The organism is Butyricimonas paravirosa, assembly GCF_032878955.1.
Classification (GTDB): Bacteria; Bacteroidota; Bacteroidia; order Bacteroidales; family Marinifilaceae; genus Butyricimonas; species Butyricimonas paravirosa.
Genome location: NZ_CP043839.1, coordinates 1,066,605 through 1,092,146, shown reverse-complemented (window position 1 = coordinate 1,092,146; position 25,542 = coordinate 1,066,605). Strand labels below are relative to the sequence as shown.

The 25,542-nt window shown below is 49.0% G+C and carries 21 protein-coding genes and 1 pseudogene; 6 read left to right on the top strand and 16 right to left on the bottom strand.

From position 1 onward, the window contains the following. Positions 1–205: 205 nt before the first annotated feature. Positions 206–997, bottom strand: a complete 792-nt coding sequence (locus F1644_RS04705; RefSeq protein WP_147344464.1) for a hypothetical protein — start codon at positions 995–997, stop codon at positions 206–208. 385 nt (positions 998–1,382) lie between these two features. Between F1644_RS04705 and F1644_RS04700 the strand changes: the two genes are divergently transcribed. Continuing rightward, complete coding sequence (locus tag F1644_RS04700) at positions 1,383–2,114, top strand: hypothetical protein (protein ID WP_118301937.1); 732 nt, start codon at positions 1,383–1,385, stop codon at positions 2,112–2,114. Between the two features lie 212 nt (positions 2,115–2,326). Here F1644_RS04700 and F1644_RS04695 read toward each other — a convergent pair whose 3' ends face one another. From F1644_RS04695 to F1644_RS04645, 11 genes and pseudogenes are all read right to left on the bottom strand, one after another. Then, a complete protein-coding gene (locus F1644_RS04695) occupies positions 2,327–3,748 on the bottom strand; it encodes an NADH-quinone oxidoreductase subunit N (protein WP_087422133.1) in 1,422 nt (473 codons plus the stop codon). Between the two features lie 257 nt (positions 3,749–4,005). Continuing rightward, entirely contained in the window at positions 4,006–5,496 is a 1,491-nt protein-coding gene (locus F1644_RS04690) for a complex I subunit 4 family protein (RefSeq protein ID WP_118301938.1), read from the bottom strand. 178 nt (positions 5,497–5,674) lie between these two features. Next, positions 5,675–7,579: an NADH-quinone oxidoreductase subunit L gene (gene nuoL, locus F1644_RS04685; RefSeq protein ID WP_118301939.1), complete on the bottom strand. Its 1,905-nt coding sequence runs from the start codon at positions 7,577–7,579 to the stop codon at positions 5,675–5,677. 266 nt (positions 7,580–7,845) lie between these two features. After that, a complete protein-coding gene (gene nuoK / locus F1644_RS04680; protein WP_118301940.1) occupies positions 7,846–8,181 on the bottom strand; it encodes an NADH-quinone oxidoreductase subunit NuoK in 336 nt (111 codons plus the stop codon). Between the two features lie 147 nt (positions 8,182–8,328). Further along, positions 8,329–8,841, bottom strand: a complete 513-nt coding sequence (locus F1644_RS04675) for an NADH-quinone oxidoreductase subunit J family protein (protein WP_027199796.1) — start codon at positions 8,839–8,841, stop codon at positions 8,329–8,331. Between the two features lie 161 nt (positions 8,842–9,002). Then, positions 9,003–9,469: pseudogene (locus F1644_RS04670) on the bottom strand (4Fe-4S dicluster domain-containing protein). A 10-nt stretch (positions 9,470–9,479) separates the two neighbouring features. Continuing rightward, complete coding sequence (gene nuoH, locus F1644_RS04665) at positions 9,480–10,556, bottom strand: NADH-quinone oxidoreductase subunit NuoH (protein WP_118301942.1); 1,077 nt, start codon at positions 10,554–10,556, stop codon at positions 9,480–9,482. Positions 10,557–10,672: 116 nt separating this feature from the next. Continuing rightward, complete coding sequence (locus tag F1644_RS04660; protein WP_118301943.1) at positions 10,673–12,298, bottom strand: NADH-quinone oxidoreductase subunit D-related protein; 1,626 nt, start codon at positions 12,296–12,298, stop codon at positions 10,673–10,675. Between the two features lie 129 nt (positions 12,299–12,427). Next, positions 12,428–12,991: an NADH-quinone oxidoreductase subunit B gene (locus tag F1644_RS04655; protein WP_027199792.1), complete on the bottom strand. Its 564-nt coding sequence runs from the start codon at positions 12,989–12,991 to the stop codon at positions 12,428–12,430. Then, complete coding sequence (locus F1644_RS04650) at positions 12,982–13,332, bottom strand: NADH-quinone oxidoreductase subunit A (RefSeq protein WP_087422139.1); 351 nt, start codon at positions 13,330–13,332, stop codon at positions 12,982–12,984. Before F1644_RS04650 ends, F1644_RS04655 begins: the two co-directional genes overlap by 10 nt. 133 nt (positions 13,333–13,465) lie before the next feature. Further along, positions 13,466–13,840, bottom strand: a complete 375-nt coding sequence (locus tag F1644_RS04645; protein ID WP_118301944.1) for a hypothetical protein — start codon at positions 13,838–13,840, stop codon at positions 13,466–13,468. Positions 13,841–14,032: 192 nt separating this feature from the next. Here F1644_RS04645 and F1644_RS04640 point away from each other — a divergent pair, with 192 nt between their 5' ends. Both F1644_RS04640 and F1644_RS04635 read left to right on the top strand, forming a co-directional pair. Continuing rightward, the gene (locus tag F1644_RS04640; protein WP_118302788.1) at positions 14,033–15,919 is read left to right on the top strand and encodes an amidophosphoribosyltransferase; all 1,887 of its coding nucleotides are present in this window, start codon (positions 14,033–14,035) and stop codon (positions 15,917–15,919) included. A gap of 324 nt (positions 15,920–16,243) precedes the next feature. After that, the gene (locus tag F1644_RS04635) at positions 16,244–19,015 is read left to right on the top strand and encodes a leucine-rich repeat domain-containing protein (protein WP_118301945.1); all 2,772 of its coding nucleotides are present in this window, start codon (positions 16,244–16,246) and stop codon (positions 19,013–19,015) included. A 165-nt stretch (positions 19,016–19,180) separates the two neighbouring features. On the opposite strand, the gene F1644_RS04630 is transcribed toward F1644_RS04635, so the two are convergent. Genes F1644_RS04630 through F1644_RS04615 form a run of 4 tightly spaced genes read right to left on the bottom strand, consistent with a single transcriptional unit; the run spans position 19,181 to position 21,453 of the window. After that, positions 19,181–20,125, bottom strand: a complete 945-nt coding sequence (locus F1644_RS04630) for a zinc-dependent metalloproteinase lipoprotein (protein ID WP_118301946.1) — start codon at positions 20,123–20,125, stop codon at positions 19,181–19,183. Positions 20,126–20,164: 39 nt separating this feature from the next. Beyond that, positions 20,165–20,401 (bottom strand): hypothetical protein, encoded by a 237-nt coding sequence (locus F1644_RS04625; protein ID WP_118301947.1) that lies wholly within the window; start codon positions 20,399–20,401, stop codon positions 20,165–20,167. Between the two features lie 11 nt (positions 20,402–20,412). Beyond that, positions 20,413–20,862, bottom strand: coding sequence for an SsrA-binding protein SmpB (gene smpB, locus F1644_RS04620; protein WP_027199788.1), 450 nt, complete (start codon positions 20,860–20,862; stop codon positions 20,413–20,415). Between the two features lie 12 nt (positions 20,863–20,874). Beyond that, a complete protein-coding gene (locus F1644_RS04615; protein ID WP_118301948.1) occupies positions 20,875–21,453 on the bottom strand; it encodes a hypothetical protein in 579 nt (192 codons plus the stop codon). 228 nt (positions 21,454–21,681) lie between these two features. On the opposite strand from F1644_RS04615, the gene F1644_RS04610 reads away from it, so the two are divergent. The 3 genes from F1644_RS04610 to F1644_RS04600 all read left to right on the top strand — a co-directional run bounded on the left by F1644_RS04610 (position 21,682) and on the right by F1644_RS04600 (position 25,407). Further along, on the top strand, positions 21,682–23,181 hold the full coding sequence (locus tag F1644_RS04610) for an L-lactate permease (protein WP_118301949.1): 1,500 nt from the start codon (positions 21,682–21,684) through the stop codon (positions 23,179–23,181). Positions 23,182–23,259: 78 nt separating this feature from the next. Then, the gene (locus tag F1644_RS04605; RefSeq protein ID WP_118301950.1) at positions 23,260–23,997 is read left to right on the top strand and encodes a (Fe-S)-binding protein; all 738 of its coding nucleotides are present in this window, start codon (positions 23,260–23,262) and stop codon (positions 23,995–23,997) included. 42 nt (positions 23,998–24,039) lie between these two features. Continuing rightward, the gene (locus tag F1644_RS04600; protein ID WP_118301951.1) at positions 24,040–25,407 is read left to right on the top strand and encodes a lactate utilization protein B; all 1,368 of its coding nucleotides are present in this window, start codon (positions 24,040–24,042) and stop codon (positions 25,405–25,407) included. Positions 25,408–25,542 lie beyond the last annotated feature (135 nt).

Genomic DNA, 25,542 nt, shown 5'->3' with positions numbered 1-25,542 from the left:
GCTCCCCCCTGCATAGGGGAAGAGACGGAAAGGTGTCACGATGTAACAATGCAGCGTGTCCTCCCCCTGTGTAAGGGGGAGTTAGAGGGGGTAGTTGGAAAGTTAAAAGCTAAAAACTAAAAGTTGAAAATCAAGAAGCATCGGCCTTGTGCGGCTGGGATTTAAAATTTAAAATTAACGGCAGCGTGAGCTGCCGTTATAAACCTTACGCTCCTAAGGTAGAGTGAATGGAGTTAGAAGTAATTTTCCCGTCGGCGGTCATGGCGAGACTGTAGACGTGGATGTTCTCGGGCTTGACGAAAGAGGGGACGACGATGGTGGTCACGCCGTTCTCACCCCTGTCGCGCAGTTGCTGGACAAGGGCGAAATGGTCTTCGGGACTGTAGATGACGCCGTAAACGCGGTCGTTCGTCCAGCAGTAGGCCCCCTCGTAAACGGTGGCTTCCTGCGCGAAGGTGATGCTATACATCTCGCCCTCCTCGGCGGTCACGACGGGAGTTTCCGCGTCGGCGAGGGGCGTGACACGGGAACGGAGCCTTGTTTTCTCGGCGATGATCTGTTCGAGGTTCAAGTTGGCTTTGTTGACGGTCACGGAAGGAACGAGCAACGGACCGGCGGCGAAAAGGACTTTCGTCCAGTCGATCTTGCTGGTGTACTCCTCGTTGGCTTTTTTCTTCGGGTCAACGGGGGTATCAGGATGAATCTTCGTGGTTGTCAACACGCCCTCGCGTTTCTTGTTGACGCTCGTGAAACGATTGGCCCACTTGGTGCCGTTCGTGTCACGGGGAAAGGTCACGTGGAGTACCGGGTTCAGGTACCGTACCTCGGCGTTAAGGGCCGAGAAGCCCGACGCGTTGATTTTTTGCTCCTCGTTCAGGGGCGCTTGCTTGCTGTTCTTGGCGCGGCAGCCGACCTCGCCGTTGCCTAGATTGGAAAATACCTCGTTAGCGACTTTCCCGCTCTTCTGGTAAAAGTTGGTTGATTTTATTCGTGCCATACTTTCGAGTATTAGATGAGTATTTCAAAACGCCTTTCCCCACGCTTCGAGGAAAGCACATGGTAAAGGTATGACCCTTTTTCGACTTGAACAAGAAAAAACAAATTTATTTTTAATAAAAATTAACATATTTTGAGTATCTCCACTCTCTTTCCCGTTTGGTAACGGGCGATATGCGTGCAAGATGCTATCTATCTTCGAGATAAGTTAACTGCACCTTTTGTAAGTTACCGGTAAGTCACCGGAAAGTTACCGGAAAGTTACCGGAGTAACCCGGTGACTTGACATTCACGATTTGGTAATTTCCCTAAAAAAATGTAAACTTGACATTAAGGTGTGTTTAAGCATTATTGGAGGTTTATCGAATCATTTAAGAGGAGGCATCATGAGCAAGAAAAAGAAGAAGAAAAAGAAAACCGCGCTACCGGTCAATCAACAAGCGACCACTCGTTCCGGCGGTATCACCACGTATTACCGGAAAGGCAAGGAATGCCATTGTGCCAGCAAGCGCCCCGCCGGATCGACAGAGGAACGTGATCGTCGCCGTGCGAAGCGATCGGAGAGGCAGCGACTGTTGACAAGTGTTTTCGCATTCGTTGACAGGCTCGTGAAAATCCTCCAGCGGAAACTTGTGGGAGCCAACTCGTGGGTCCCCTTTGCCAAGGACACCTCCATGACTGCTCCGAACCTGTGTCACAAGGTGAACGGCACAGCCTGCGACGAGCATGGTGTGGAGAACTTCCGGGCCTTCGTTTTCAGCGTTGGCTGGCTCGCCGTGCCGCTCTACACCCACGTCCGCCGTGACGGGTGGACCTTTACTCTCGAATGGCGTCACCACGGCATACTCGACGAGACGAGGGACAACGATACGCTCGTCGTGGGTTACTTCTACGACTGCTTGCCCGATGCGCCACGCGTGCTTCACCTTCCTGCGGTGACCCGTGCCGCCGGGACGGTCACTTTTACGCTACCCGATCCCGAGGGTCCCGGTAGAGAACCTCTCTCCCCGGAGACGGTCGTGCATATTTATCCTTATCTCGCCAGCCCGGACACGGACGAGTACACCCGTTCCGTTTACCTGCGCGTTCCGCCCGGTGCTGATGACACTCTTGGGTGAATTTTAGATTTTAACTTTTAGCTTTTAACTTTCTAACTACCCCCTCTAACTCCCCCTTACACAGGGGGAGAATACGCTACGTTGTTACATTGTGGCGCTTTCTTGCGTCCGTCTCTCCCCCTGTGTAAGGGGGAGTCGGTGGGGGTAGTTGGAAAGTTAAAAGTTAAAAGCTTAAAACTAAAAGTTGAACTCTAAATTCTAAACTCTAAATTCTACATTCCGAAACTGTACATCCCGATGTTCTCGTACACGACGCTAAGGATTCCCGCGAGCAGGATTCCGGCGCTGCATACAACGAGACTTATACGTGAATAATTGTCAGAGTTGAATCTGGCGATCGGTTGCTCGTTCTTGTTGATAAACATGGCCTTTACCACTCTCAGGTAATAGTAAAGAGAGATAATGGTGTTCAACAGGGCGATGAAAACCAGCACGTAATATCCTTGTTGTGCCGCGGCGGCAAATATGAAGAACTTGCTGAAGAACCCGGCAAATGGCGGGATTCCTGCCAGTGAGAACAAGGCGATCATCATCACGAAACTCAAGCGTGGATTCGTGGAGTACAACCCGTTGTAATCATCAATCGTGATCTTGCCGGAGCGATGTTCCACGACAGCGATAACCCCGAAGGCGGCTAGGTTGGATAGCATGTACACCAGCACGTAGTACACCAGTCCGGTCATACCCATGGCCGTCCCGCTAATCACTCCCAGCATGATGTACCCGGCTTGAGAGATGGAGGAATAGGCGAAGAATCGTTTCAGGTTCTGTTGCCGTATGGCGAAGATGTTGGCCAGCGTGATAGAGGCTATAATTACCCAGTAGAGGATGGCCTGCCATTCCTGAACGAGCGGGGCAAACACTTTATAGAGAATGACCATCAGCACGAATGCCGCGGAGCCTTTCGAGATCACCGACAAGTAGGCGGTGACGCTGGTCGGGGCGCCCTCGTACACGTCCGGGGTCCACTGGTGGAAAGGAACGAGTGATAACTTGAATCCCAGTCCCACGAAAAAGAACACGAAAGCCATCATCTGGAGCGGGCTACTGTTTAACCCGGCGGGGATGTCCTCGAAATACAGCGTTCCCGTGGTCCCGTAAATTAACGAGATCCCGTACAACGATAAGCCGGACGCGAACACGGCGGTAAGGATGTATTTGGCACCCGCCTCGGCCGATTGTTGCTTGTACTTGTCAAAAGCGGCAAGTGTTGCCATCGGTATGGATGCCGTTTCCAGCCCGATAAAGAACATCAGGAAGTTCCCGGCCGAAATCATGAAGTACATACCTAGCAGCGTGGCCAGCGTGATCATGTAGAATTCTCCCCGGCGGATAATCGTGCGCTCGCTGGAAAGCCAGTTGTTGGCTTGCATGAACACGAGCAGCGTCCCGATGCTCAGGATGGATTTCATGACCCCACCCATTGCCGTGCTGTGATACATCCCCCCGAAAGCCGTCACGTCCGGGGCGGGCCAGATATTCAGCAGGATATGAATACCCACGAGAATACAAGCTATCGGTTGAAAATACCTCAGGCTTTTCGGGGTGCCGAATATGTCGTAAATTAAGAGTATAACGATCACCGCTACCAGTGATATTTCCTCCTTCATTAATAAGAAATTAGCGTAACCCATTTTTATTTTAGATTTATGATTTTAGATTTATGATTTTCAACTACCCCCTCTAACTCCCCCTTACACAGGGGGAGGACACGCTGCATTGTTGCATTGTGGAGCTTTCTTGCATTCGTCTCTTCCTCTTGGAAAGGGGGAGGACACGCTCCATTGTTACATTGTAGCGCTTTCTCGCGTTCGTCTCTCCCCCTGTGTAAGGGGGAGGTGGAGGGGGTAGTCCTTTCATTTTCAATTCTCCATTTTCAATTTTCAATTGTTCATTGTAGGGCAGCAAGCACGGAGCCAAGCGATGCCCGGATCATGTCGGAGAGCCATAGAGGTGCCAGACCGATTCCGGCGATGGCAACAATCAGTATGATCGTGGAAAAACGTTCATACCAGTTGGCATCGGAGAGGGCATAGTGATGCTCGTTGACCACGCTCCCGTAGAGTAGTTTCCCGACCACTCGCAGAATGTACACGGCCGTGATCACGATGGACGTGCAAGCGATGATCGTGAATACCCGGTGGAAGGTGTCCGTCTCTTGGAACGCTCCCACGAACACGGTCATTTCTGCCACGAACCCGCTTAATCCCGGAAGACCGAGGGAGGCGAGACCGGCAATCACGTAACACACGCCGAGGTAAGGCATGATCTTCATCAAACCACCCATTTCCCGGATGTCACGAGTATGCGTGCGACCGTAGATCATTCCGATCAGGGCGAAGAACAAGGCTGTCATCAGACCGTGGGAAAGCATCTGCATCACGGCTCCCGTCATGGCCGTCTGGTTCAACATCAGGATGGCGAACAATACCAGCCCGCAGTGGCTCACGGACGAGTAAGCGTTGATGTATTTCAAGTCCGTTTGCACGATGGCCGAGTAAGCCCCGTAAACGACGCTGATACCCGTGAGGATGATGAATATCCATGAAAGCTCTTTAGCGGCCTCCGGCATCAGGTAGATGGCTACCCGGAAACACCCGTAACCACCCAGTTTCATCAATACCCCGGCATGGAGCATGGAGACTGCCGTGGGGGCAGAGGCGTGACCGTCGGGTGACCATGTATGGAACGGGAATAATGCTCCAAGGACCCCGAACCCGATGAATACCAACGGGAAGAACCAGCGTTGCAGGCTTTCGGGCATGGCGTGGGCCTGCGCTATTTCCTGCAAGTTCATCGTGAATGCTCCCGTCGTCGAGGAGTGGAAGTAGATGCCAAGAATCCCCACGAGCAGCAGGGCAGAGCCTCCCATCAACATCAACGTCAGTTTCATGGCAGCGTATTCCTTTTTCCCGCTACCCCAGACGCCGATCAGCAGGTACATGGGGATGAGGGCCACCTCGTAAAACATGAACATGGTGAAGAGGTCCACGGAGATAAAGAACCCGAATACCCCGATGGCCAGCAGGTTAAACCACAAGAAATACTCTTTTTGCAGGAAGTCCATTTTCCATGACGCGAATGTACCCGTGAAGACGATGACGGCGGAAAGCAGCAACATGGCTACCGAGATCCCGTCAACTCCCACGGAATAATGTATGTTCAAGGGTGCGTACCAAACCGTGCTGGCGGTAAACAGCATTTCTGCCGTGTTACCGGCTCCCCGTTCTCCTAAATATGCAAATACCAACCCGACGGCTAAGGCCAGCAACAGGGAAGCTCCCGTGGCCACCGCTACACGAATTTGTTGCAGGTTCTTTGAAAGAAATAACCCGCCCATCGTGAGTATTGGTATCAGAACGAATAATGATAAAAAGTTCATATCTATTTTAATTTATTAGTCTATAAAGTTCATAAGGTTCATAAAGTTCATAAGGTTCGTGGACCCCTGCGGGGCGCTTTGTCCACGGCAGCAGGAGCTGCCGATAAACACTGTCCGAAGGACACTCGTGATCTTATGGACCTTATAAACTTTATGAACTTTATAAACTCTTCCATTTTTACATTATTAATAAAACCACGACTAGTATTAATAGCGAGCCGAACAGGATCACGTAAGCGTATTGCTGTATTTGTCCGGATTGTAATCCCCGGATAGAGTAAGACAATCGTTGCGTGACGTTTGCCAGACCGTTCAGCGATCCGTCGATCACGTGGCGGTCGAACCAAGCGATGGGGCGGGATACGCAGTTGAAGATGATACGTTTCGTGATGAAGAGGTACAACTCGTCCATGTAGAACCGTCGGTAAGCGGCGCGATGCAACCCGCTGAACGTGGTGGCCAGACGATCCGGTACGGGGTTCGATCCTTTGTAGAACCACGTGGCAAGAGCGATGGAAGCCACGGCAACAACGATGCTGGTGCCGGCTACTGTCCAGTCTAGGTGGATGATATATTCCATCCCGTTGCTACTGACAAATTTCCCGAAAGGAATGAACCCGGCGAAAAGTGTTACCACGGCAAGGAATACGAGGGGAAGAGTCATGCTCTTCGGGGCCTCGTGTGGGGTGTGTTCATGCGCGCTTTCTTTACCCCAGAAGATGTTATAATAGAGGCGGAACATGTAGAATGCCGTCAGGGCCGCGATGAAGCTCATCACGACACCGAGTACCGGGCTGAACATGAACGTGGCGGCCAGTATTTCGTCTTTACTGAAGAACCCGGAGAACGGGGGGATACCTGAAATAGCGAGACAAGCCACGAGGAACGTGATGTGCGTCACGGGCAGGTATTTACGAAGACCACCCATGTGGCTCATCTCGTTGCTGTGAACGGCATGGATAATGGCTCCCGCGCCGAGGAATAGCAAGGCTTTAAACATGGCGTGCGTGAACAGGTGGAACATGGATGCCATGTAGCCCAAGCCTTCGTGGCCTTCCATCCCGGAGACACCGAGCGCCACCATCATAAAACCGATCTGCGAGATCGTGGAAAAGGCCAGCACTCGCTTGATGTCCGTCTGCACGCAGGCAACTACTGCCGCGTAGAGGGACGTGACCGCTCCCACGACCGCGATCAGCACGAGTACCTCGGGGGCCTCGAAGTAATACACGGGGAACAAGCGAGCCACGAGGTAAACCCCGGCAACCACCATCGTGGCCGCGTGGATCAGTGCCGACACGGGGGTAGGACCTTCCATAGCGTCCGGTAACCAGATATGTAACGGGAACATGGCCGACTTCCCGGCACCTCCCATGAAAATCAAGGCCATGGCCCAGCTCATCACGGAACATCCCATGAAGGTCGTCCCGGCAGCCCCGGCAAAGAGTGACGAGTCGCCTGAAGTTAACAGGTCGAAAGAGAATGTTTTCGTGTAGAACGAGAGCAACAGGATGCCGATCAGGAAACCGAGGTCGGCGAACCGGGTGACGATAAACGCTTTCTTGGACGCGGCGACAGCCTCCGGTTTCGTGTAGTAGAAACCGATCAACAGGTAGGAAGAAACACCCACCAGCTCCCAGAAAATGTACATCTGGAAGATGTTCGTGGCTACCACGAGACCCAGCATCGAGAAACTGAAAAGGGAAAGGAAGGCGTAGTAACGCTGGAAACCTTTTTCCCCGTGCATGTATCCCAAACTGTAAACGTGTACCATCAATGATACGGTCGTGATTACTACCAGCATCATGACGGAAATCGGGTCTAGCAAGATACCCAGATCAATATGCAGGTATTGCGTGAAACGCAGCCATTCGAAGTTGAACGGGATGACCGGGAGGCGTACGCCTTCTACCCGGGGCATCGAGAAATATTGCCATGCCGTCATGTAGGCTAGCAAGGCACATATCGCCAAAGATAACGTTCCTATGCTCCCGGCCGTGGTGGGTTTCAATTTCGTACCCAACAAGCCTAGCGCTAGAAATGTCAGCAATGGTAGAATCAATATTAAAACTGTGTATTCCATGTATTGATTTCTTGATTTTAGATTTTAGATTTTAGATTCCAGCCGCACGGGGCGGACGCTTTTTGATTTCTTACTTTTATCTTTTAGAGCAAGATGGTATTTTAGCTCCTCCTCTGTTCATAGAGGAGGTGGCTGCGAAGCAGACGGAGGAGTTTGTTGCCATGTAAACGCTTTATTTACAAGAACCCCCTCCCCCCTTCGGGGTACTCCCTCTATAAACAGAGGGAGAGCTAAAATACTCACTGTCTTCGGGAAACTTTTCATTTTCAATTCTCAATTTTCAATTGTCCATTCCTTTGCTCTTCTTCTTGCAGCTCGTTCAAGTTTTTCACCTGTATATTGCGGATGTTCCGGTATATATTGATGATGATGGCTATGGCAACGGCTGTTTCGCAAGCGGAAACCCCGATGGCGAACAGGGTGAAGAAAAAGCCTTCCATCTGTTCGGGGAAGAGATAACGGTTGAACACGGCAAAGTTGATGTCCACTGAATTCAGGATCAACTCGATTGAGATCAACACGGCAAGCAGGTTCCTCCGGGTGATGAACCCGTAAATTCCCGCGAAGAGCATGATCGTGCTGATCACCAAGTAATATTCCATGTGTAGTTCCATATACTTATTTTAGATTTATGATTTTATCGATTAAGTGATTTAGTGATTTCCGATGAAGTGATTTTAATCACTCAATCATCGAATCGGCAATCACGGAATCTTTTTCATTCTAAATTCTACATTTTAAACTATTCTTTATCTTTTTCTCGCTATCATGATTCCACCGATGATACAGGTCAATAGCAGGACACTGATTACCTCGAAGGGAAGCAGGTACTGGTATTTCTCCGTGCCCATCAAGGCGGTTCCGATGACTTTTTGGTTGATCTCCCCACCCACGAAGCGAGAGGGACCGAACGAGTGCATTAACGTGATGTAAACACATATTGCCGCCCCGGCGAGAGCCGTGATTAGCCCGGCAAACATCTTGCTGTTCTTCAACCTGCTCACCTTGCTTTTGTCTGCCGTGGTGAGCAATATCGAGAACACGTACAGGATAATGATACCCCCGGCGTAGATCGTTAATTGCACCGCCCCTAGGAATGAGTATTCCAACTGGAAATATATTCCGGCAGTGGCAAAAAGCACGAATAGCAGGTAGGTCGCCGATCTCAAGATTCGGTTGGTCGTCACGGTCAGGATCGAGCAGACAACGATAACCGTTGCCAGGATGAAAAAGACCGTTTCTTGTAATTCTGCTGTACTCATTATATTAATTTTAAATTTTAGATTTTAAATTTTAAATTCCCAACTACCCCCTCTAACTCCCCCTTACACAGGGGGAGGACACGCTTCATTGTTATGTTGAAACGCTTTCTTGCGTTCGTCTCTCCCCCTGTGTAAGGGGGAGCCGGTGGGGGTAGTCCTTTTCAATTTTGTCCATTTTCAATTGACTCGTCGTGCAGGTACTTCACCAGTTTGCTGCGCGTGTAGACGGCGTGTTCGAACGTGGGTTTGAACTCGATGGCTTGTTGAGGGCACATTTTCACGCAGAGCTGGCAGAACATACAGCTACCTAAATCGTACCGGTATTTTATCAACACCTTTTTCTTCTTGCCGGTTTCATCCGTGACAAATTCGGACGTGATCTTGATGGTCCCGTTCGGGCAGTTCATCTCGCAGATGCCGCAAGCGATACATTTGTGGTGATTGTTCTCGTCGTGAGGCATCACCAGTTCCCCCGGAAACGGTCAAACATTTTCAACGTGGCCCGGTTTTCCGGGTATTGCTCCGTCGTTTTCTTGGTGAAAAATTCCCGTAGCGTGACTTTCATCCCGGTCAGCAAAGAGAAAAGACCCTTGAAAAACGAGGTAATATATTTTATAATACTCTTCATAACTTCGTCTTTAAAAATGTAGTTTAAATACGACAATGATCACCATCAGGAAAAGGTTGATCAGGTTAATCGGCAACAGGTAGCGCCATTCCAAGCGGAGTAACTGGTCGATACGCAACCGCGGGAAGGTCCATTTAAACCACATGATGATGAATATAACCACGGCTGTTTTCCCGAAGAACCAGAAGATGGAAGGAATGTAATCCATGATTTGGTTGAAACTTTCCCAGCCGGGAACGTGTAACGGCATCCAACCGCCTAAGAATAGGGTGCTGGCCACGGATGCAACCACGAACATGTTCAAGTATTCGGCGAGGTAGAAGAACCCGAAGTGCATACCGGAATACTCCGTGTGGTACCCTGCGGTCAACTCCGAGTCGGCCTCCGGCAAGTCGAAGGGACCCCGGTTCGTCTCGGCTGTCCCGGCGATGATGTAAACGATAAACGCGATACAGGCCGGGATATGTCCTTTGAATAGCAACCACCCGTCTACCTGTCCTTCCACGATCGTGGAGAGCTGCATACTTCCGGTGAATACCACCACGGTAAGGATGGATAACCCGATGGATAACTCGTAACTGATCATCTGTGCGCCACTTCGCATGGCACCGATCAACGAGTATTTATTATTACTGGCCCACCCGGCAAGCAGGATTCCCACGATACCGATGGACGACACGGCGATCAGGAAGAAGATTCCCACGTTGAAGTCGATCACGTGTAGTCCTTTCGCGAAGGGAATACAACCAAAAGCCAGTACCGACGCGATAATCACGACGAAAGGGGCAAGGTTGAACAGGAATCGGTCGACGTGGTTGATGTCGATGATCTCCTTGGTTAACATTTTGATCATATCGGCCACACTCTGTATGGTCCCGTAAGGCCCCACCCGGTTCGGTCCGATACGACACTGGAAAAAGGCACACACTTTACGTTCCACGTAGATCAGCACGAGGGCAATCACGGCGTATCCCACGAGCAGGCAAAGCCCGATCAGGATAAACTCAACCAGCGTGGCAGCAGCGTGCGGGAGAAAACTCCTCAAGAGTTCATCTACCCATTGTGTTATAGTTGAGAAATCAAACATATACTAATTTTAGATTTAATGATTTTAGATTTTAGATTCCAGCCGCACAAGGCCGACGCTTCCTAATTTCCTACTTTCAACTTTTAGTTTTTATCTTTTAACTTTTATCTTCCAAGTTATCTGTCAATGTCCGGAACAACGTAGTCCAGCGTACCGCCGATAGCGATCAGGTCGGCGATTTTACCGCCTTTCGTGATCAGGTCGACGATGGATACCAGTGGCAGGCACGGGGAACGGAATTTTACCCGGTAAGGGTATTTGTCTCCCCGGCTTTCGAGGTAAACACCGAACTCACCCCGGCTGGCTTCCACGCTCTTGAAATAGTGACCTTCCGGCAATTTGATCAGCGGTTTGGTCTTCACGGCGTAGTCTCCCGCGGGGATGTTGTCTACCAGTTGTTCCAGTATATGTAATGATTCGAGAATCTCTTCCATGCGCACCATGTAACGGGCAAACGAGTCTCCTTCCGGGTAGAGGATTTCCTTGAAATCCACCTTGTCATATACCCCGTACGGCGTGTGTTTACGCACGTCACATGACCACCCGCAGGCGCGTCCCGTCGGGCCGGATGCCCCGTAACTGATGGCGTCCTCTTTCTTGAGAATGCCCACGCCTTTCAAACGTTGTTGGGCGATCACGTTGCCCGTGAACACGTCGTGATATTCCTTGATCATCGGGGGGAGGTATTTGATGAACTCTTTGATCCGGTTGATCAGGTTCGGGTGGATGTCTGCCATCACGCCACCGATCACGTTGTAGTTCTGAATCAGTCGTCCTCCCGTGGTTTCTTCCATGATGTCCAACACCTTTTCTCGGTCACGGAAACCGTAGAAGAAAGCGGTCAGCGCTCCCATATCCATGCAGAGGCATGACCAGAACAAGAGGTGAGAGGAAAGACGGTTCAGCTCGTCCATGATGGTACGGATGTATTTCACCCGTTCCGGGATTTCCAGCCCCATGGCTTCCTCGATGCACATACAAAGCGCATGGCGGTTCTGGTGCGCGGCAAGGTAATCCAGACGGTCTGTCAAAGCCAGCGTTTGCGGGTAGGTGAGGCTTTCACACAATTTCTCGATGCCTCGATGGATGTACCCGCAGTTGACATCCACCTTTTTCACGATCTCTCCTTCCAGTGATACCCGGAAACGGAGTACACCGTGAGTGGCGGGGTGTTGTGGCCCGATGTTCACCACGTACTCGTCTTCTTCAAACAAGATGTTCTCTTTCTCGCTGACTTCCCCGTCGTGGGAATCAGCCTCGAACGTGGGGGTTGCATCCAACGTTTCTTCACTTTCCAGTCGTACCGGGTTTATTTCAGGGTCTGCATTGTAGTCTTTACGTAACGGATAGCCGACCCAGTCGTTCCGCAGGAACAGACGTCGCATATCAGGATGGTTGATAAACCGGATACCGAGAAAGTCGTACACTTCACGTTCGTTCAGGTTGGCCGTGGCCCAGATGTCCGAAACAGTGGGCAGTTCCGGGTTTTCCCGGTTGGCAGTGAACGTCTTTAAAAATAATTTATGCTCGTGAGCCGTGGATTGTAACAGGCTGATCACGCCTAACGTGTCGCCCCAGTCCATTCCCGTCATGCAGATCATGAAGTCGAAAGAGAGATCCTGGTCCCCTTTTAGCCGGAGAGCCAGTTCCCTGTACTTGGCGGGCTCTACCGTCACGGTAAGGATATCGCTCTCGTCGATCTCTGCCTCGGGAACAATATTTTTTATTTTATCTACTAACATGTACTAATTTTAGATTTAATGATTTTAGATCCTATTGATTAAGTGATTTAATGATTTTCGATTAAGTGATTTTAATCACTCAATCATCGAATCGGCAATCACGGAATCTTTTTCATTCTAAATTCTACATTATTCTTTGTTCTCTTTTTCCTTGTGGTTTTTGCCACCGAGGAAACGTTCCACTTTTACCTTACGTTGCAGTTGGATCATCCCGTAGAGGAGGGCCTCCGGTCGCGGGGGACATCCGGGGATGTAAACGTCAACGGGGATGATGGAGTCAACCCCCTTCACCACGTGGTAAGAGTTTTTGAACGGTCCACCGGAAATGGCACATCCCCCCACGGCAATCACGTATTTGGGTTCGGCCATCTGGTCATAGAGGCGTTTCAGCACGGGGGCCATCTTGTGTACGATGGTTCCCGCCACCATGATAAAGTCGGCTTGGCGCGGGCTGGCTCGTGTTACCTCGAACCCGAAGCGGGAGAAATCGTAACGTGCCGCTCCCACTGCCATGAATTCAATACCACAACAGCTTGTCGCGAAGGTAAGCGGCCAAAGGGAATTCGAGCGTCCCCAGTTGATAACATCGTCAAGGCATCCCACGATAACATTGGTGCCGGATGCCCGAAGTTGTTCAAGATATTCGTTATCATTGAACTCTTCATATTTCATGGATTTAATTTTTACTTCCATTCCAATGCTCCTTTCTTCCACGCGTAAGCCAATCCGAGAATAAGGATCAGCATGAAAAATAATACATTCAGTAAACCGTTAATTCCGGCATCCTGAACGGTGACCGCCCAAGGATAGAGAAACACGGTTTCCACGTCGAACATCAAAAACAAGATGGCGAACAGGTAGTATCCTACCTTGAACTGCATCCATGATTTTCCTCGCGTAGGCACGCCACATTCATAGGCTTCCCCCTTCTGTTTGTTGAAGGTACGGGGAGAAATGGCCCGAGCAATGCTCATAGCGATAACCACCAGCAAAATGGCTGTAATCAACACAACCACGAATAAAGTAAGATTCATAATTATAAAAAGTTTCAGGTTTTCAAGTTTCAAGGTACAAGTTTAGTTACAGGGGAAAAATACGGCAAGTTGCAAACTTGTAACTGCAACTTGCTGGGCCACCAACCCGGCCTGTAACTTGTTTGATCTCCGGCTAAACAATGATTTCTCGCAGGGCAAAGACGTAGTATTTGGTCTTCCCGAGAGTCGAGTAAGGGTGGAAATACAAGTTGCGTTTGGAGTGTGCTACCGCGGTGTTGTTCTTGCTATTCCTTTGCAGGAAAGAGGGAACCAATTGTGATTTGGAGTCCGGGACAACATGGGAGTAACCCAGTGTGAGTTCGCAACTTTCGTGAAAAAAGAGTAATAGGGGAACCGTGGAGACTTCACAGATTTCGTTCCGGCAGAATTTACGTTCTAAACAGGTTTCTTTGAAGGACAGATTTTGTCCTTTTGCTAATATCCCGCTGGAACTTACCAACACGAATAACACGATCAATATACTATTCTTCAGCACGTTCAACATCATTCTTTTTACTTAAGGTTCGCAAAGATAACCTAATTTTGAATTTTGGTTGAAAAATGTGTGGTAAAGAATGTTAATCGTGAGATTAACATTCGGGGCCATAAGGTTTATAAACCATATTTTTTTCTTACTTTTGTAATCTCTCCGGGAAAGGAGAATATCTCGGGGGTAATATATGAAATTAGGGAAAAAAATATGAGTGACACCATTCATCACGAGTGTGGTTTCGCGTTGATTCGATTGCTGAAACCATTGGATTATTATCAGAAGAAATACGGTTCTTACCTTTACGGGCTAAACAGGTTGTACATATTAATGGAGAAACAGCGTAACCGCGGCCAAGACGGCGCGGGAGTCGTGGGGTTGAAACTCGACATGGAACCGGGGTACAAGTATATGGACCGCGTACGTTCCTGTGACGCGAACCCGATACAGGATGTGTTCGACCGGATTCACGAACCGTTTACACCGGAGATTCTCCGGGAGAAGAATGCTGTTTGGGCAAAGCAGAACCTTCCATTTGTTTCCGAGGTTTACTTGGGGCATTTACGTTACGCGACTTTCGGAAAGAATAATATAGATTACGTTCACCCACTGAAACGGGCAAGCAACTGGCGGGCGCACAATTTAGCGCTGGCGGCGAACTTTAACCTGACGAACGTGGACGAGTTGTTCGAGAGTTTGATTCGGGCGGGACAGTACCCGCGAAATTATTCCGATACGGTGACCCTGCTTGAGAAGGTAGGCTATTTTCTGGATAGCGAGATTCAGGATTTGTACCGTTTCTACAAAGAAAAGGGATTTTCGAAACAGGAGATTACCCCGTTGATTGAACGTACGGTTGATTTACCCAAGGTCCTTTCCCGGAGTAGCGAGGATTGGGACGGGGGATATGCCGTAGCAGGAGTGGTCGGGCATGGCGATGCTTTCGTGATGCGTGATCCGTGGGGGATACGTCCGGCTTATTACTACAAAGATGACGAGGTGGTCGTGGTGGCATCCGAGGCATCCGTGATCCAGACCGCTTTCCAAGGCATGAACATGGAAATTTCCGAGATCCGTCCGGGATACGCCCTGTTGATCAAGAAAGATGGAACCGTGACCGAGGAACTCGTGCGTGAACCACGACAACGTGCCAGTTGTTCGTTCGAGCGTATCTACTTCTCCCGCGGGAATGACAGGAATATATACCGGGAACGGAAAAAATTGGGCGAGTTATTGACACCTCGTTTGGTAAAGGCCGTGGATGGCGATCTCGATAACACGGTGTTTTCCTTTATCCCTAACACGGCGGAAACTTCCTTCTACGGGATGGTGAAAGGAATTCAGCAGTACATGGTGGAGGAGAAAAAACGTTTGATCCGGGAGGGAAAGGCAACGTGGAGCGAGGAAACGCTCGACGAGATCATTTGCCGCGAACCCCGTATCGAGAAAATAGTGATCAAGGATGCCAAGCTGCGCACGTTTATTACCTCGGATTCCGGACGTGACGGGCTGGTGGGACACGTGTACGACGTGACCTACGGGGCAGTGCAGCCCACGGATAACCTCGTGGTGATTGATGACTCGATCGTGCGGGGAACCACCTTGAAAAAGAGTATTCTGCGTATTCTCGATCGTCTTGGCCCGAAACGTATCGTGGTGGTGTCTTCCGCCCCGCAGATTCGTTACCCCGATTGCTACGGGATCGACATGACCCGGATGAACGAGTTTATAGCGTTCAATGCGGCCATCGAGTTGTTGAAGGAACGAGGCATGGAGGGATTGATTGACGAGGTGTACCGGAAGTGTAAAGCACAACAAGGACTGCCCAAAGAGCAGGTGGTGAACCACGTGAAAGAGATTTACGCTCCTTTTACCGAGGAAGAGATTTCCGACAAGATTGCCGAGATGGTGCGTGACGAGCATCTGAATGCCGAGGTAAAAGTGGTTTTCCAGTCTGTCGAAGATTTGCACGTGGCTTGCCCGAATGACACGGGTGACTGGTATTTTACCGGAAATTATCCCACTCCCGGTGGTAATAAGGTGGTCAACACCGCTTATATCAACTGGGTAGAAGGGAGGGATGAAAGATCTTATTAATTTTAGATTTTAGATTTTAAATTTTAGATTGAACCCCCTCTAGCTCCCCCTTTCCAAGGGGGAGAACTCGCTGCATTGCTACGTCGTGACTCCTTCTTGCGTCCGTCTCTCCCCCTGTGTAAGGGGGAGTTGGTGGGGGTAGTTGGAAAGTTAAAAGTTAAAAACTAAAAGTTGAAAATCAAGAAGCGTCGGCCTTGTGCGGCTGGAATCTAAAATCTAAAATTAGTAGGATCTAAAATTAATAAGTTTTTACTTTCCCGTTCAAAGTTATTGCAATTTGTTTGTAAATGTTTAAATTAGTAGCGGATATTAAAAAGATCGGCTATGAAACAAGTTGTGTCATTTATTCTGTTATTTGTATTTTCCATTTGTTACGGGAATGACCCGTTAGTTGCACAAACGCGTAAAGAGAGGCAAAAAGGGAAGGAAAAGAAGATCGTTCGGGAACAAGCGGTGGATTTGTTGCTGAAAGAGCAGCAAGTAGCTGCGGAACGAGCCGCTTTGAAAGAATTGTACTGGGTTCTGGGAGGGGAAGATTGGCGGGCGAAGGAGAACTGGTTAAGTGACCGGCCTGTTGAGGAGTGGTACGGGGTGAAGCGGAACTATGATAACGGGAAATTGAGTATATATCTGGGAGCAAACGGTTTGAAGGGAGTTCTGTCGGGAGCTATTTTCAGGCTGAAGACATTAGAGGTGCTTAACTTGTGTAATAACGAGATCACGGGGAGTATGCCAACGGATATTGGAGAGTGTACAGCGTTAAGGCAGTTGTCACTGAACGGCAATCGTTTGACTGGAGAAATACCTGTTGGGATCGGTAAACTGGAAAATCTGGTGACACTGGATCTTTCTCGTAACCAGTTGTCGGGGGAGATCCCGGAGGAAATCGGAGGGCTTAAGCAATTGAAATACCTTCGAATGGGTACGAATAGATTGACGGGGGACATTCCGGCTGCCATCGGGAACCTCTCGTTGTTAGAGTGTGCGGATATTTCTTCGAATTTGCTGACGGGGAAAATTCCGGACGAGCTTATGTTTCTGGAAAACTTGGAAGAGATAAATATGTTCGGTAATCGCCTGCGGGGAGAGTTGCCCGCAGATTGGAGCCGGCTGAAAAAGTTGAGAAATTTATCATTGGGACAAAACCGGATAGACGGGGAGATTCCCGCCTCGTTGGGGAGCGTGAAAACTTTGCGGAATATTTCACTGGACAATAATTTGTTGAGAGGGGTGATCCCCACTACTTTGGGGCATTTGAAGGAATTGTTGGCGTTGGTTTTGTCGAATAACCGACTGACGGGAGCGATCCCCGGCGTGTTATTCACTTTGCCGAAATTGTATCGTCTGGAATTGTCGGATAATGTTCTTTCAGGTTCGTTACCCGCTGAAATCAAGGAGGCCGTGTCGTTTACATCCCTTGATTTGAGTAATAATCGTTTGAGCGGGCCGTTGCTACCGGAGCTTTGTGAGCTGGCGCAATTGAATTACTTGAGTTTGAGGAATAACAGGTTCTCCGGGCCTTTACCCGCTGAAATCGGGAAAATGACGGGATTGAATTTACTAGATTTGACATCGAACAGGTTTTCGGGTCCTCTTCCGGAAGAGATGGGACGATTGATTCACTTGCGGTCGTTATTGCTCTCGGAAAATGAGTTTTCCGGGGAGTTGCCGGAGACGCTGGGAAATCTGGTAGACTTGAGAAATTTCTACCTGAAAACAAATCGTTTGTCCGGACCATTCCCGGTGGCGTTAACGAAGTTGGTCAAGCTGGAATACTTGAACTTGAGTTTTAATAATTTCTCGGGGACGATCCCCGCGGAAATCGGGAATTGGGAAGAACTAAAACATTTGTATTTATGGAAGAATCAGTTTAGCGGGAGTATTCCCCCGTCGATTGGTAAGTTGAGAAACTTGACTGAATTGAGTTTGGGAGAGAACCGTTTGTCGGGCGAGCTACCCAAGGAATTGGGGCAGTTGGAGAATTTGGTTAGGTTGTTCTTGAACAATAACACGTTCACCGGAAAGTTGCCCGCCGAGATGACACGTATGCGGAGTTTGAATTTCTTGAACTTGCAGAATAACCGTCTTGCTGGTAACTTACCGGACGAAATTGGTGATTGGGAGTCGCTGGTGGAGTTATACTTGGCGAATAACGAGATCACGGGGACACTGCCGGCCTCGATCGGTAGGATGAAACGGTTGAAGACCTTGGACGTGTTCGGGAACCGGATGAGTGGGGTGTTACCGCCGGAACTGGGAGATATGGAAGGTTTAGAGAGGTTGTACCTGACAAATAATCATTTTAACGGGGCCTTGCCTCCCGAGATCGGTAATTTGAGACGGTTGAGAATATTGGCTATGCCGAATAACGAGTTTTCCTCGCTCCCGGAGGAAATCGGGAATATAGAGTCGTTGGAGGAATTGAACGCTTCGAATGCTTTCACCGGAGGTGTTTTACCCGCGAGTATCGGGAATTTGCGGAATTTACGACTTTTGTTGTTGGGGAATAACAAGTTGTCGGGCGAGATTCCTGCCGGGATCGGGGAGTTAACCTTGTTGGAAAGGATGGATTTGTCAATGAATAAGTTGAGCGGTGAGATTCCTGCCGGGATCGGTTACTTGGATAAATTGACAGTTCTGGCTCTCCTAGGAAATAACTTGACCGGAACGATTCCGGCTGAAATTGGGAATATGCGAAGTTTGAACATCCTCTATCTTGGTAGAAATATGTTGGAAGGGGAACTACCTGCCGAGTTGGGGTGGCTTTCTGAGTTGGAGATGTTGGATGTTGGGGTGAATAAGTTGACAGGGACGTTACCCGCAGAATGGGGAGAATTGAGAAAACTAAAAAAAATGGCTCTCTTTGCGAATAAGTTTAGTGGGGAAATCCCAGATGAATGGGCGGGAATGAAACGGTTGGAAGATGTCCTTGTGCAGAATAACGAGTTGACGGGAAAGGTTCCGGATTTCTTGTTTCATTTACCCGCATTAAAACGGTTGTGGTTGGGAAATAATTTCTTGGAGTTGACCGAGGAACAAAAGGAGTTGACCGGTAAGGATAGGCGGTATCTTTTATTGCCACAGGGGGAAAAGTAGGGAATAGTCTCGTGAGTTTGAAAACAAGAGGCTGACTTAAGAGTCTTGTTTGTATTAACCAGCTACCCCCTCCAGCTCCCCCTTACACCGGGGGAGAGCTGATTACCAAATGGTATTCCCTCCTGTGTAAGGAAGGCTTAGATAAGGTCGTCGCTTCATGATGGGTTACTTGAGTATGAGTGGTTCCTCGATAATGATTTCAGCACGACTCGTGTTTTCTACCGCAATTTTCGGTCCCGGAATGAGGGGACTGTAATCAAGTACGTGTCTGATGCGGGTTCGTTGGTCGGGGGTAATACGATCACGATAGCCATAATAATAGTCCATTATGTTATATGACGTGAAGGTGGTTCCATTGCGATCTTGGCGCTGTGCTGCTTGGGCAAAAGTTAGTCGGGATACACTTGCTAGCCAAGTGTCGTAAGCCGGGCGATCGTAATCGGGAGTATCTTCACAGTAATCGGTTGTTTGCCCGTTGTCTCCACCGGAAAATACATGGAATAACCCGAGATAATGCCCCAGTTCATGGGCGAGTGTGGTGGGCCATACCGGTTGTGGGCCGTAAGCTCCGGTCTCTGCTTTATCTACAAATAGCTTGTTTATCATCACGGCTTGTACGGAGTTGGTGGGAAGACTGGTATAATATGTATCATTTCTTCTTAAACCCGGCAGGGATTTGCCTTGCGGGGTGTACGGGGTCATGGCGATTCCCGTCACGTTTTCTTCGGTAAAGGAGCAGATGATAACGTTGATATACTTGTTGGGGTCCCATATTATTTGTGTGCCGTTGTATGTGTTGTATCTTAAATAATTATCGACATTGAACGAGGTGGATGAACTTTGAACGGTATTTATCCCGGGTTCAACCAAGGGAGTTCCTTCGGGTGTGGTGGTGGCAAGGGTGAATTGCAGGTTGAGATTCTCGCTTTTCCCGTTGTTGCCTCGGTAGAAGTTATTCACGTAATCCATACATTCCTGAATGTAGGCGGCGGTGACTTTTGCATCATTTGCGGAACCGTCCGAGTACACGTGGAAAATGACCGGAAGTTCGAAGTAGATTTCTCCCTTTTGGGTCACGGTAAGGATTTTTTGTTGGTCTGAGTTGGAGATCGTGACGGTCCCCGTGCGTTCGGTTGTGGTCGTGTTGACTTACGTGTTGATCACAAGTGTATCTCCTTGCGGCGTACTGATTTTGCTTGCCCGGCACCAAGAGGTTGGGCTGGCAAATGACCAGTCTGAACCACTCCGAAGAGCAATGCGGATGGTTTGTTGCTCGCTGCTTACCTGTATTTCGTTGCCTGTTGATAATTCTATTCCCTCGAACTTGTCTTTCTCGCAAGAAGTGACAAGTAGGAACAGAAGGTAAATAAGAATGTATTTTTGCATGTTTGTAGGTTTTATTTTTTCATGTAGCGGTCCATTTCCCGTTTGGCGTCTTTTTGTTTGAGGGTTTCCCGCTTGTCGTACTCTTTCTTTCCCCGGGCGAGGGCGATGCGAAGTTTGGCAAAGCCTTTCTCGTTAAGAAAGAGACGGACGGGGACAATGGTAAGTCCCGATTCCTTGGTCTTGCGTTCGAGCTTGACAAGTTCTTTCTTTTGTAGTAAAAGTTTACGTTCGCGGCGTTCGATGTGGTTGTAGTAGGTACCTAGTTTGTATTCGGCAACGTACATACCCTTAATCCACAGTTCACCGTTGTGGAAGTAACAGTAGGAATCCACCAATCCGGCTTTCCCGGCCCGGATGGATTTGATTTCGGTACCGGTGAGCATGATACCGGCGGTGTATTCTTCCAAGAACTCGTAGTCGAAGGATGCTCTTCTATTTTTTATATTAATGTCGTTTTGCATAGGTCTTGATGTTTAAGCGTAAATAGTGGGTATTCTGAACATAATCATCAATAGTTGCTGGATGATGATCGGGGACACGATCACGAGTAAGCCGATGATGACGATGGCGCTTTTGCGGTATTGTACGTCGAGGGCTGTCAATTGGTTCAACCCGACGTAAAGGGTACGCAGGCACAGCAGGCTACATATTGCCATGAGTTGGGATATAAATCCTTCCGAGAATCCACTGGAAAGGCAGTGGAACGGGATGAAGACGGCCGAGCTGTACACGGCAAGGCGAAGGGCCATCCGGTTGGCTTCAGCCACTTTATTAGAAAGATATTCCCGGGTCACCCGGTAGGCGATGTAGCTCCCCACGACGGAGGCCATGAACAGGATGATGCCGGTTCCAATGGCGTAGAGAGGTGAGGTCGACAATAAACGTAACAATATTGCACATACAGAAGAAAGCATGGATAAAGGCACGAGGAAATTCTTGAAAAGTTCGATTCCCTCGATGTTCTCCCGGCCGATCACCTGCCATTCCGTTTCGGGGTGAAGTAGTAGTTTCCGGGGCCTTGTGAATATGCCTTTGATGTCCAATTTCTTCATAGTAACGCGAAAATACTGTTTTTTATCGAGATTAATTCATAAGGTTCGTAAAGTTTGTAAAGTTTATAAGGTCCATGGATCTTATAAACTTTACAAACTTTTACATGAAAACGTAACCATCCTGTAACAAATCTTTCATATTTTCGTTAAAATTACGTGGAACAGAGAGCCGAGTATTTGGCTGGTGAGGTGAATGAAAAGAAGTTTAATGTTTAAAACAAAAGGTGTATGGAAACTTTTTTTGCTTCAATTCCCATTCTGGTGTTAATCGTTTTGATGGGGGTATTCAAGGTGGCGGGGGATAAGAGTAGTATTATTACTTTGTTGATCACGGCTTTTTTGGCCATTTTAGCGTTTCATAGTCCGCTTCCGGACACGGTGAATTCTTTTCTTTACGGGATGTTGAAGGCGTTGGTGCCTATTCTGTTTATTATTCTGATGGCGATATACAGTTATAACGTTCTGTTACAGACGAAGAAAATCGAGGTGTTGAAACAACAGTTTTCTTCAATTTCGACGGACAAGAGTGTACAAGTGTTGTTGATCACGTGGGGATTCGGTGGATTGTTGGAAGGTATGGCGGGATTTGGGACGGCGGTAGCTATCCCGGCGGCAATTTTGATCAGTCTCGGGTTCCGGCCCGTGTTTTCAGCGTTGGTGAGTTTGATTGCCAATAGTGTACCGACGGCTTTCGGGGCGGTGGGAGTTCCGGTGATCGTGCTGGCACAGGAAACGGGGTTACCCGTGATCCCGTTAAGTACGGCGGTGGTGTTACAGTTGTCGGTGTTGATGTTGCTCGTACCTCTGGTGATCACTTTTCTGGCTGACCCAAGAATGAAAGCATTGCCGAAAAACCTGTTGTTGAGTTTGCTGGTAGGTGGGGTATCGCTTGCGACACAATATCTTGCAGCACGTTATATCGGGGCGGAGACTCCCGCAATCGTGGGGGCGATTGCTTCTATTATCGTGATTGTTGTTATTGGTAAGTTGACGGGAAAAGGTGGGGAGAAACCGATACCGATGACGTATTCGGGAGGGGAAGTGTTCCGGGCCTGGGCGGTGTACGTGTTGATCATGGTATTGATCCTGTTCACGAGTCCATTGTTTCCGGCGGTGCGGGAAATGCTGTCGGGGGTTTGTAGTTCCACGATGAGTTTCATGATTGGCGGGGAGGAACGGAAGTACACGATTCAGTGGCTCACGCAGGGCGGGGTGTTGTTGTTTATCGGTTCGTTCGCGGGTGGATTGATACAAGGAGGCCGGGTAAAGGATTTGCTGGTGTTGTTGTGGAGGTCTGTGGTGCAGTTGCGGAAGACGATAGTGACGGTAATTTGCCTGGTCGGTTTTTCGTCGATCATGGAGACTTCGGGGATGATCAACCAGTTGGCGGTAGCCTTATCGGCAGCCACGGGTGCCTTGTACCCGCTGTTCGCACCCACGATTGGGGCCTTGGGTACATTCCTGACGGGAAGCGACACTTCGGCGAACATCTTGTTCGGTAAGTTGCAGGCAGGGGTGGCCGGACATATCGGGGTGGACCCGAACTGGCTGTCGGCAGCAAACACGGCGGGAGCGACAGGAGGTAAGATTATCTCACCGCAAAGTATAGCGATAGCCACGTCCGCTTGTGACGAGCAGGGAAAAGAGGGGAGTATTCTGAAAGCAGCCTTGCCATACGCTTTGGTTTACGTGGTGATTACCGGGGTGGTGGTTTATGTTTTTGCCTGATGAGATGTATTTCTGATTGATTTTTTGGATAGAAACTTGTAATTTTATAAGCTGTAACTTGTAACTAATTAATATAGTATGAAAATAGGATTATTTATTCCCTGTTATATTAACGCGATTTACCCGAGTGTGGGGGTGGCCTCATACAAGTTGCTGACCTCGCTGGGATTGGATGTCGATTACCCGCTGGATCAGACTTGCTGCGGGCAACCAATGGCGAATGGTGGATTCGAGAAGGATTCGACCGAGCTGGCCAAGCGGATGGAGGGATTGTTCGAGAAGTATGATTACGTGGTGGGACCATCGGCCAGTTGCGTGGTTTTCGTGAAGGAGCATTACCCGCGGTTGTTGAACCGGGAGGAACATGCTTGTATCAGTAGTCGTATTTACGAGATTTGCGAATTCCTGCATGATGTGGTGAAGGTAGATAAGCTGAATGCCTCTTTCCCACACAAGGTAAGTATTCATAATAGTTGCCACGGGGAGAGGTTATTGCATCTTTCTTCCCCGAGCGAGTTGATGATTCCCCGTTATTCCAAGTTGCGGGATTTGTTGTCGCTGGTGAAGGACGTGGAAGTGTTCGAGCCTAAGCGGGTGGACGAGTGTTGCGGTTTCGGGGGAATGTTCTCGGTGGAGGAACCGGCGACGTCCGTGTGCATGGGACAGGATAAGGTGCATGATCATATGTCAACCGGGGCGGAATACATCACGGGAGCGGATAGTTCTTGCCTGATGCACATGGAAGGGATTATTCGCCGGGAGAAATTGCCGATAAAGACAATACACGTGGTGGAGATATTAAGTCAAGGGTTATAAACTTTATGAACTAATTTTGAAAATAACGTAAATCAAATAAATATGAGTTCACACGCTAAAGCTGCCAAGAAATTTATAGCTGACCGGGAGAGAACAGCATGGCATGATCAAGCGCTGTTTTTCGTGCGGGAGAAGCGAGACCGGATGGCCCATGATGTTCCCGAATGGGAGGCGTTGCGGGAGATGGCAAGTAATATGAAACGACACACGATTGCCAATTTACCCTATTATCTTGAAATGTTCGAGAAGAACGCCACGGCAAACGGGATTCATGTTCACTGGGCGAAAAATGCCGAGGAACATAACCGGATTGTTTACGAGATTATCCAGAAACATGGGGGAAAGAATCTCGTGAAGAGTAAGTCGATGCTGTCGGAAGAGTGCGGGTTGAGTCCTTATCTGGAGGCTAGGGGAATTGATGCCGTGGAGTCGGATTTGGGTGAACGGATCATGCAGTTCATGGGTACACCGCCAAGTCATATTGTGTTGCCTGCCATTCACGTGAAACGGGAAGAGGTGGGGAAGGTGTTTGAGAAAGAGTTGCACACGGAACCGGGGAATAGCGATCCGACTTACCTGACTCATGCGGCCCGGGCTGCCTTGCGAGAGAAGTTCCTGCACGCGGATATTGCCATGACGGGTGTTAATTTTGCCGTGGCCTCGTCAGGGGCTTTTGTGGTCTGTACGAACGAGGGAAATGCTGATATGGGAACTTCTTTTCCAAAAGTACATATCGCGATCATGGGGCTTGAGAAAGTAGTGCCGGATTATGATGCGCTGGCCCTGTACGTGCGCTTGTTGGCCCGCTCTGCCACGGGACAGCCTTCAACGACGTATACGTCCCATTACAAGAAACCGGTGGAAGGGCAGGAGATGCATATCGTGATCGTGGATAACGGGCGAAGTGATATTCTGGCCTGTACGGAACACGTGAATATGTTGAAGTGTATTCGTTGCGGGTCATGTATTAACACTTGTCCCGTGTATCGCCGGACGGGGGGATATTCTTACTCGTATTTTATACCGGGTCCCGTGGGGATTAACTTGGGTATGTTGAAGTCGCCGGAGAAGTATTCGGGGAACGTGTCGGCCTGTTCGCTTTGTTATTCCTGTTCGAATGTTTGTCCGGTGAAGATCGATCTGGCGGAACAGATTTACAAGTGGCGGCAGAATCTGGCGCCCTTGCATTTGGCTGATCCGTCGAAGAAGTTGATGGTGAAGGGAATGAAGTTTATCATGAATCATCCCGATTTGTTCTATCATGCTATTGCTGCCGGACGTGTTGCCGAGCGTATGCCTCGATTCGTGTTGTATAATTCTCTCGATGCGTGGGGTATCGGACGGGAACTTCCGGAGTTTGCGAAGGAGACGTTTAACGAGATGTGGAAAAAGGGATTGAAAGCCGATTAATTTACGATTTATGAATGACGATTTACGATTGAAAAAGTGTTGGCCTTGTGCGGCTGGAACTAGAAAGTTAAAAGTTAAAAGATAAAAACTAAAAGTTGAAAGTCAAAAAGTGTCGGCTTTGTGCGGCTGGAATTT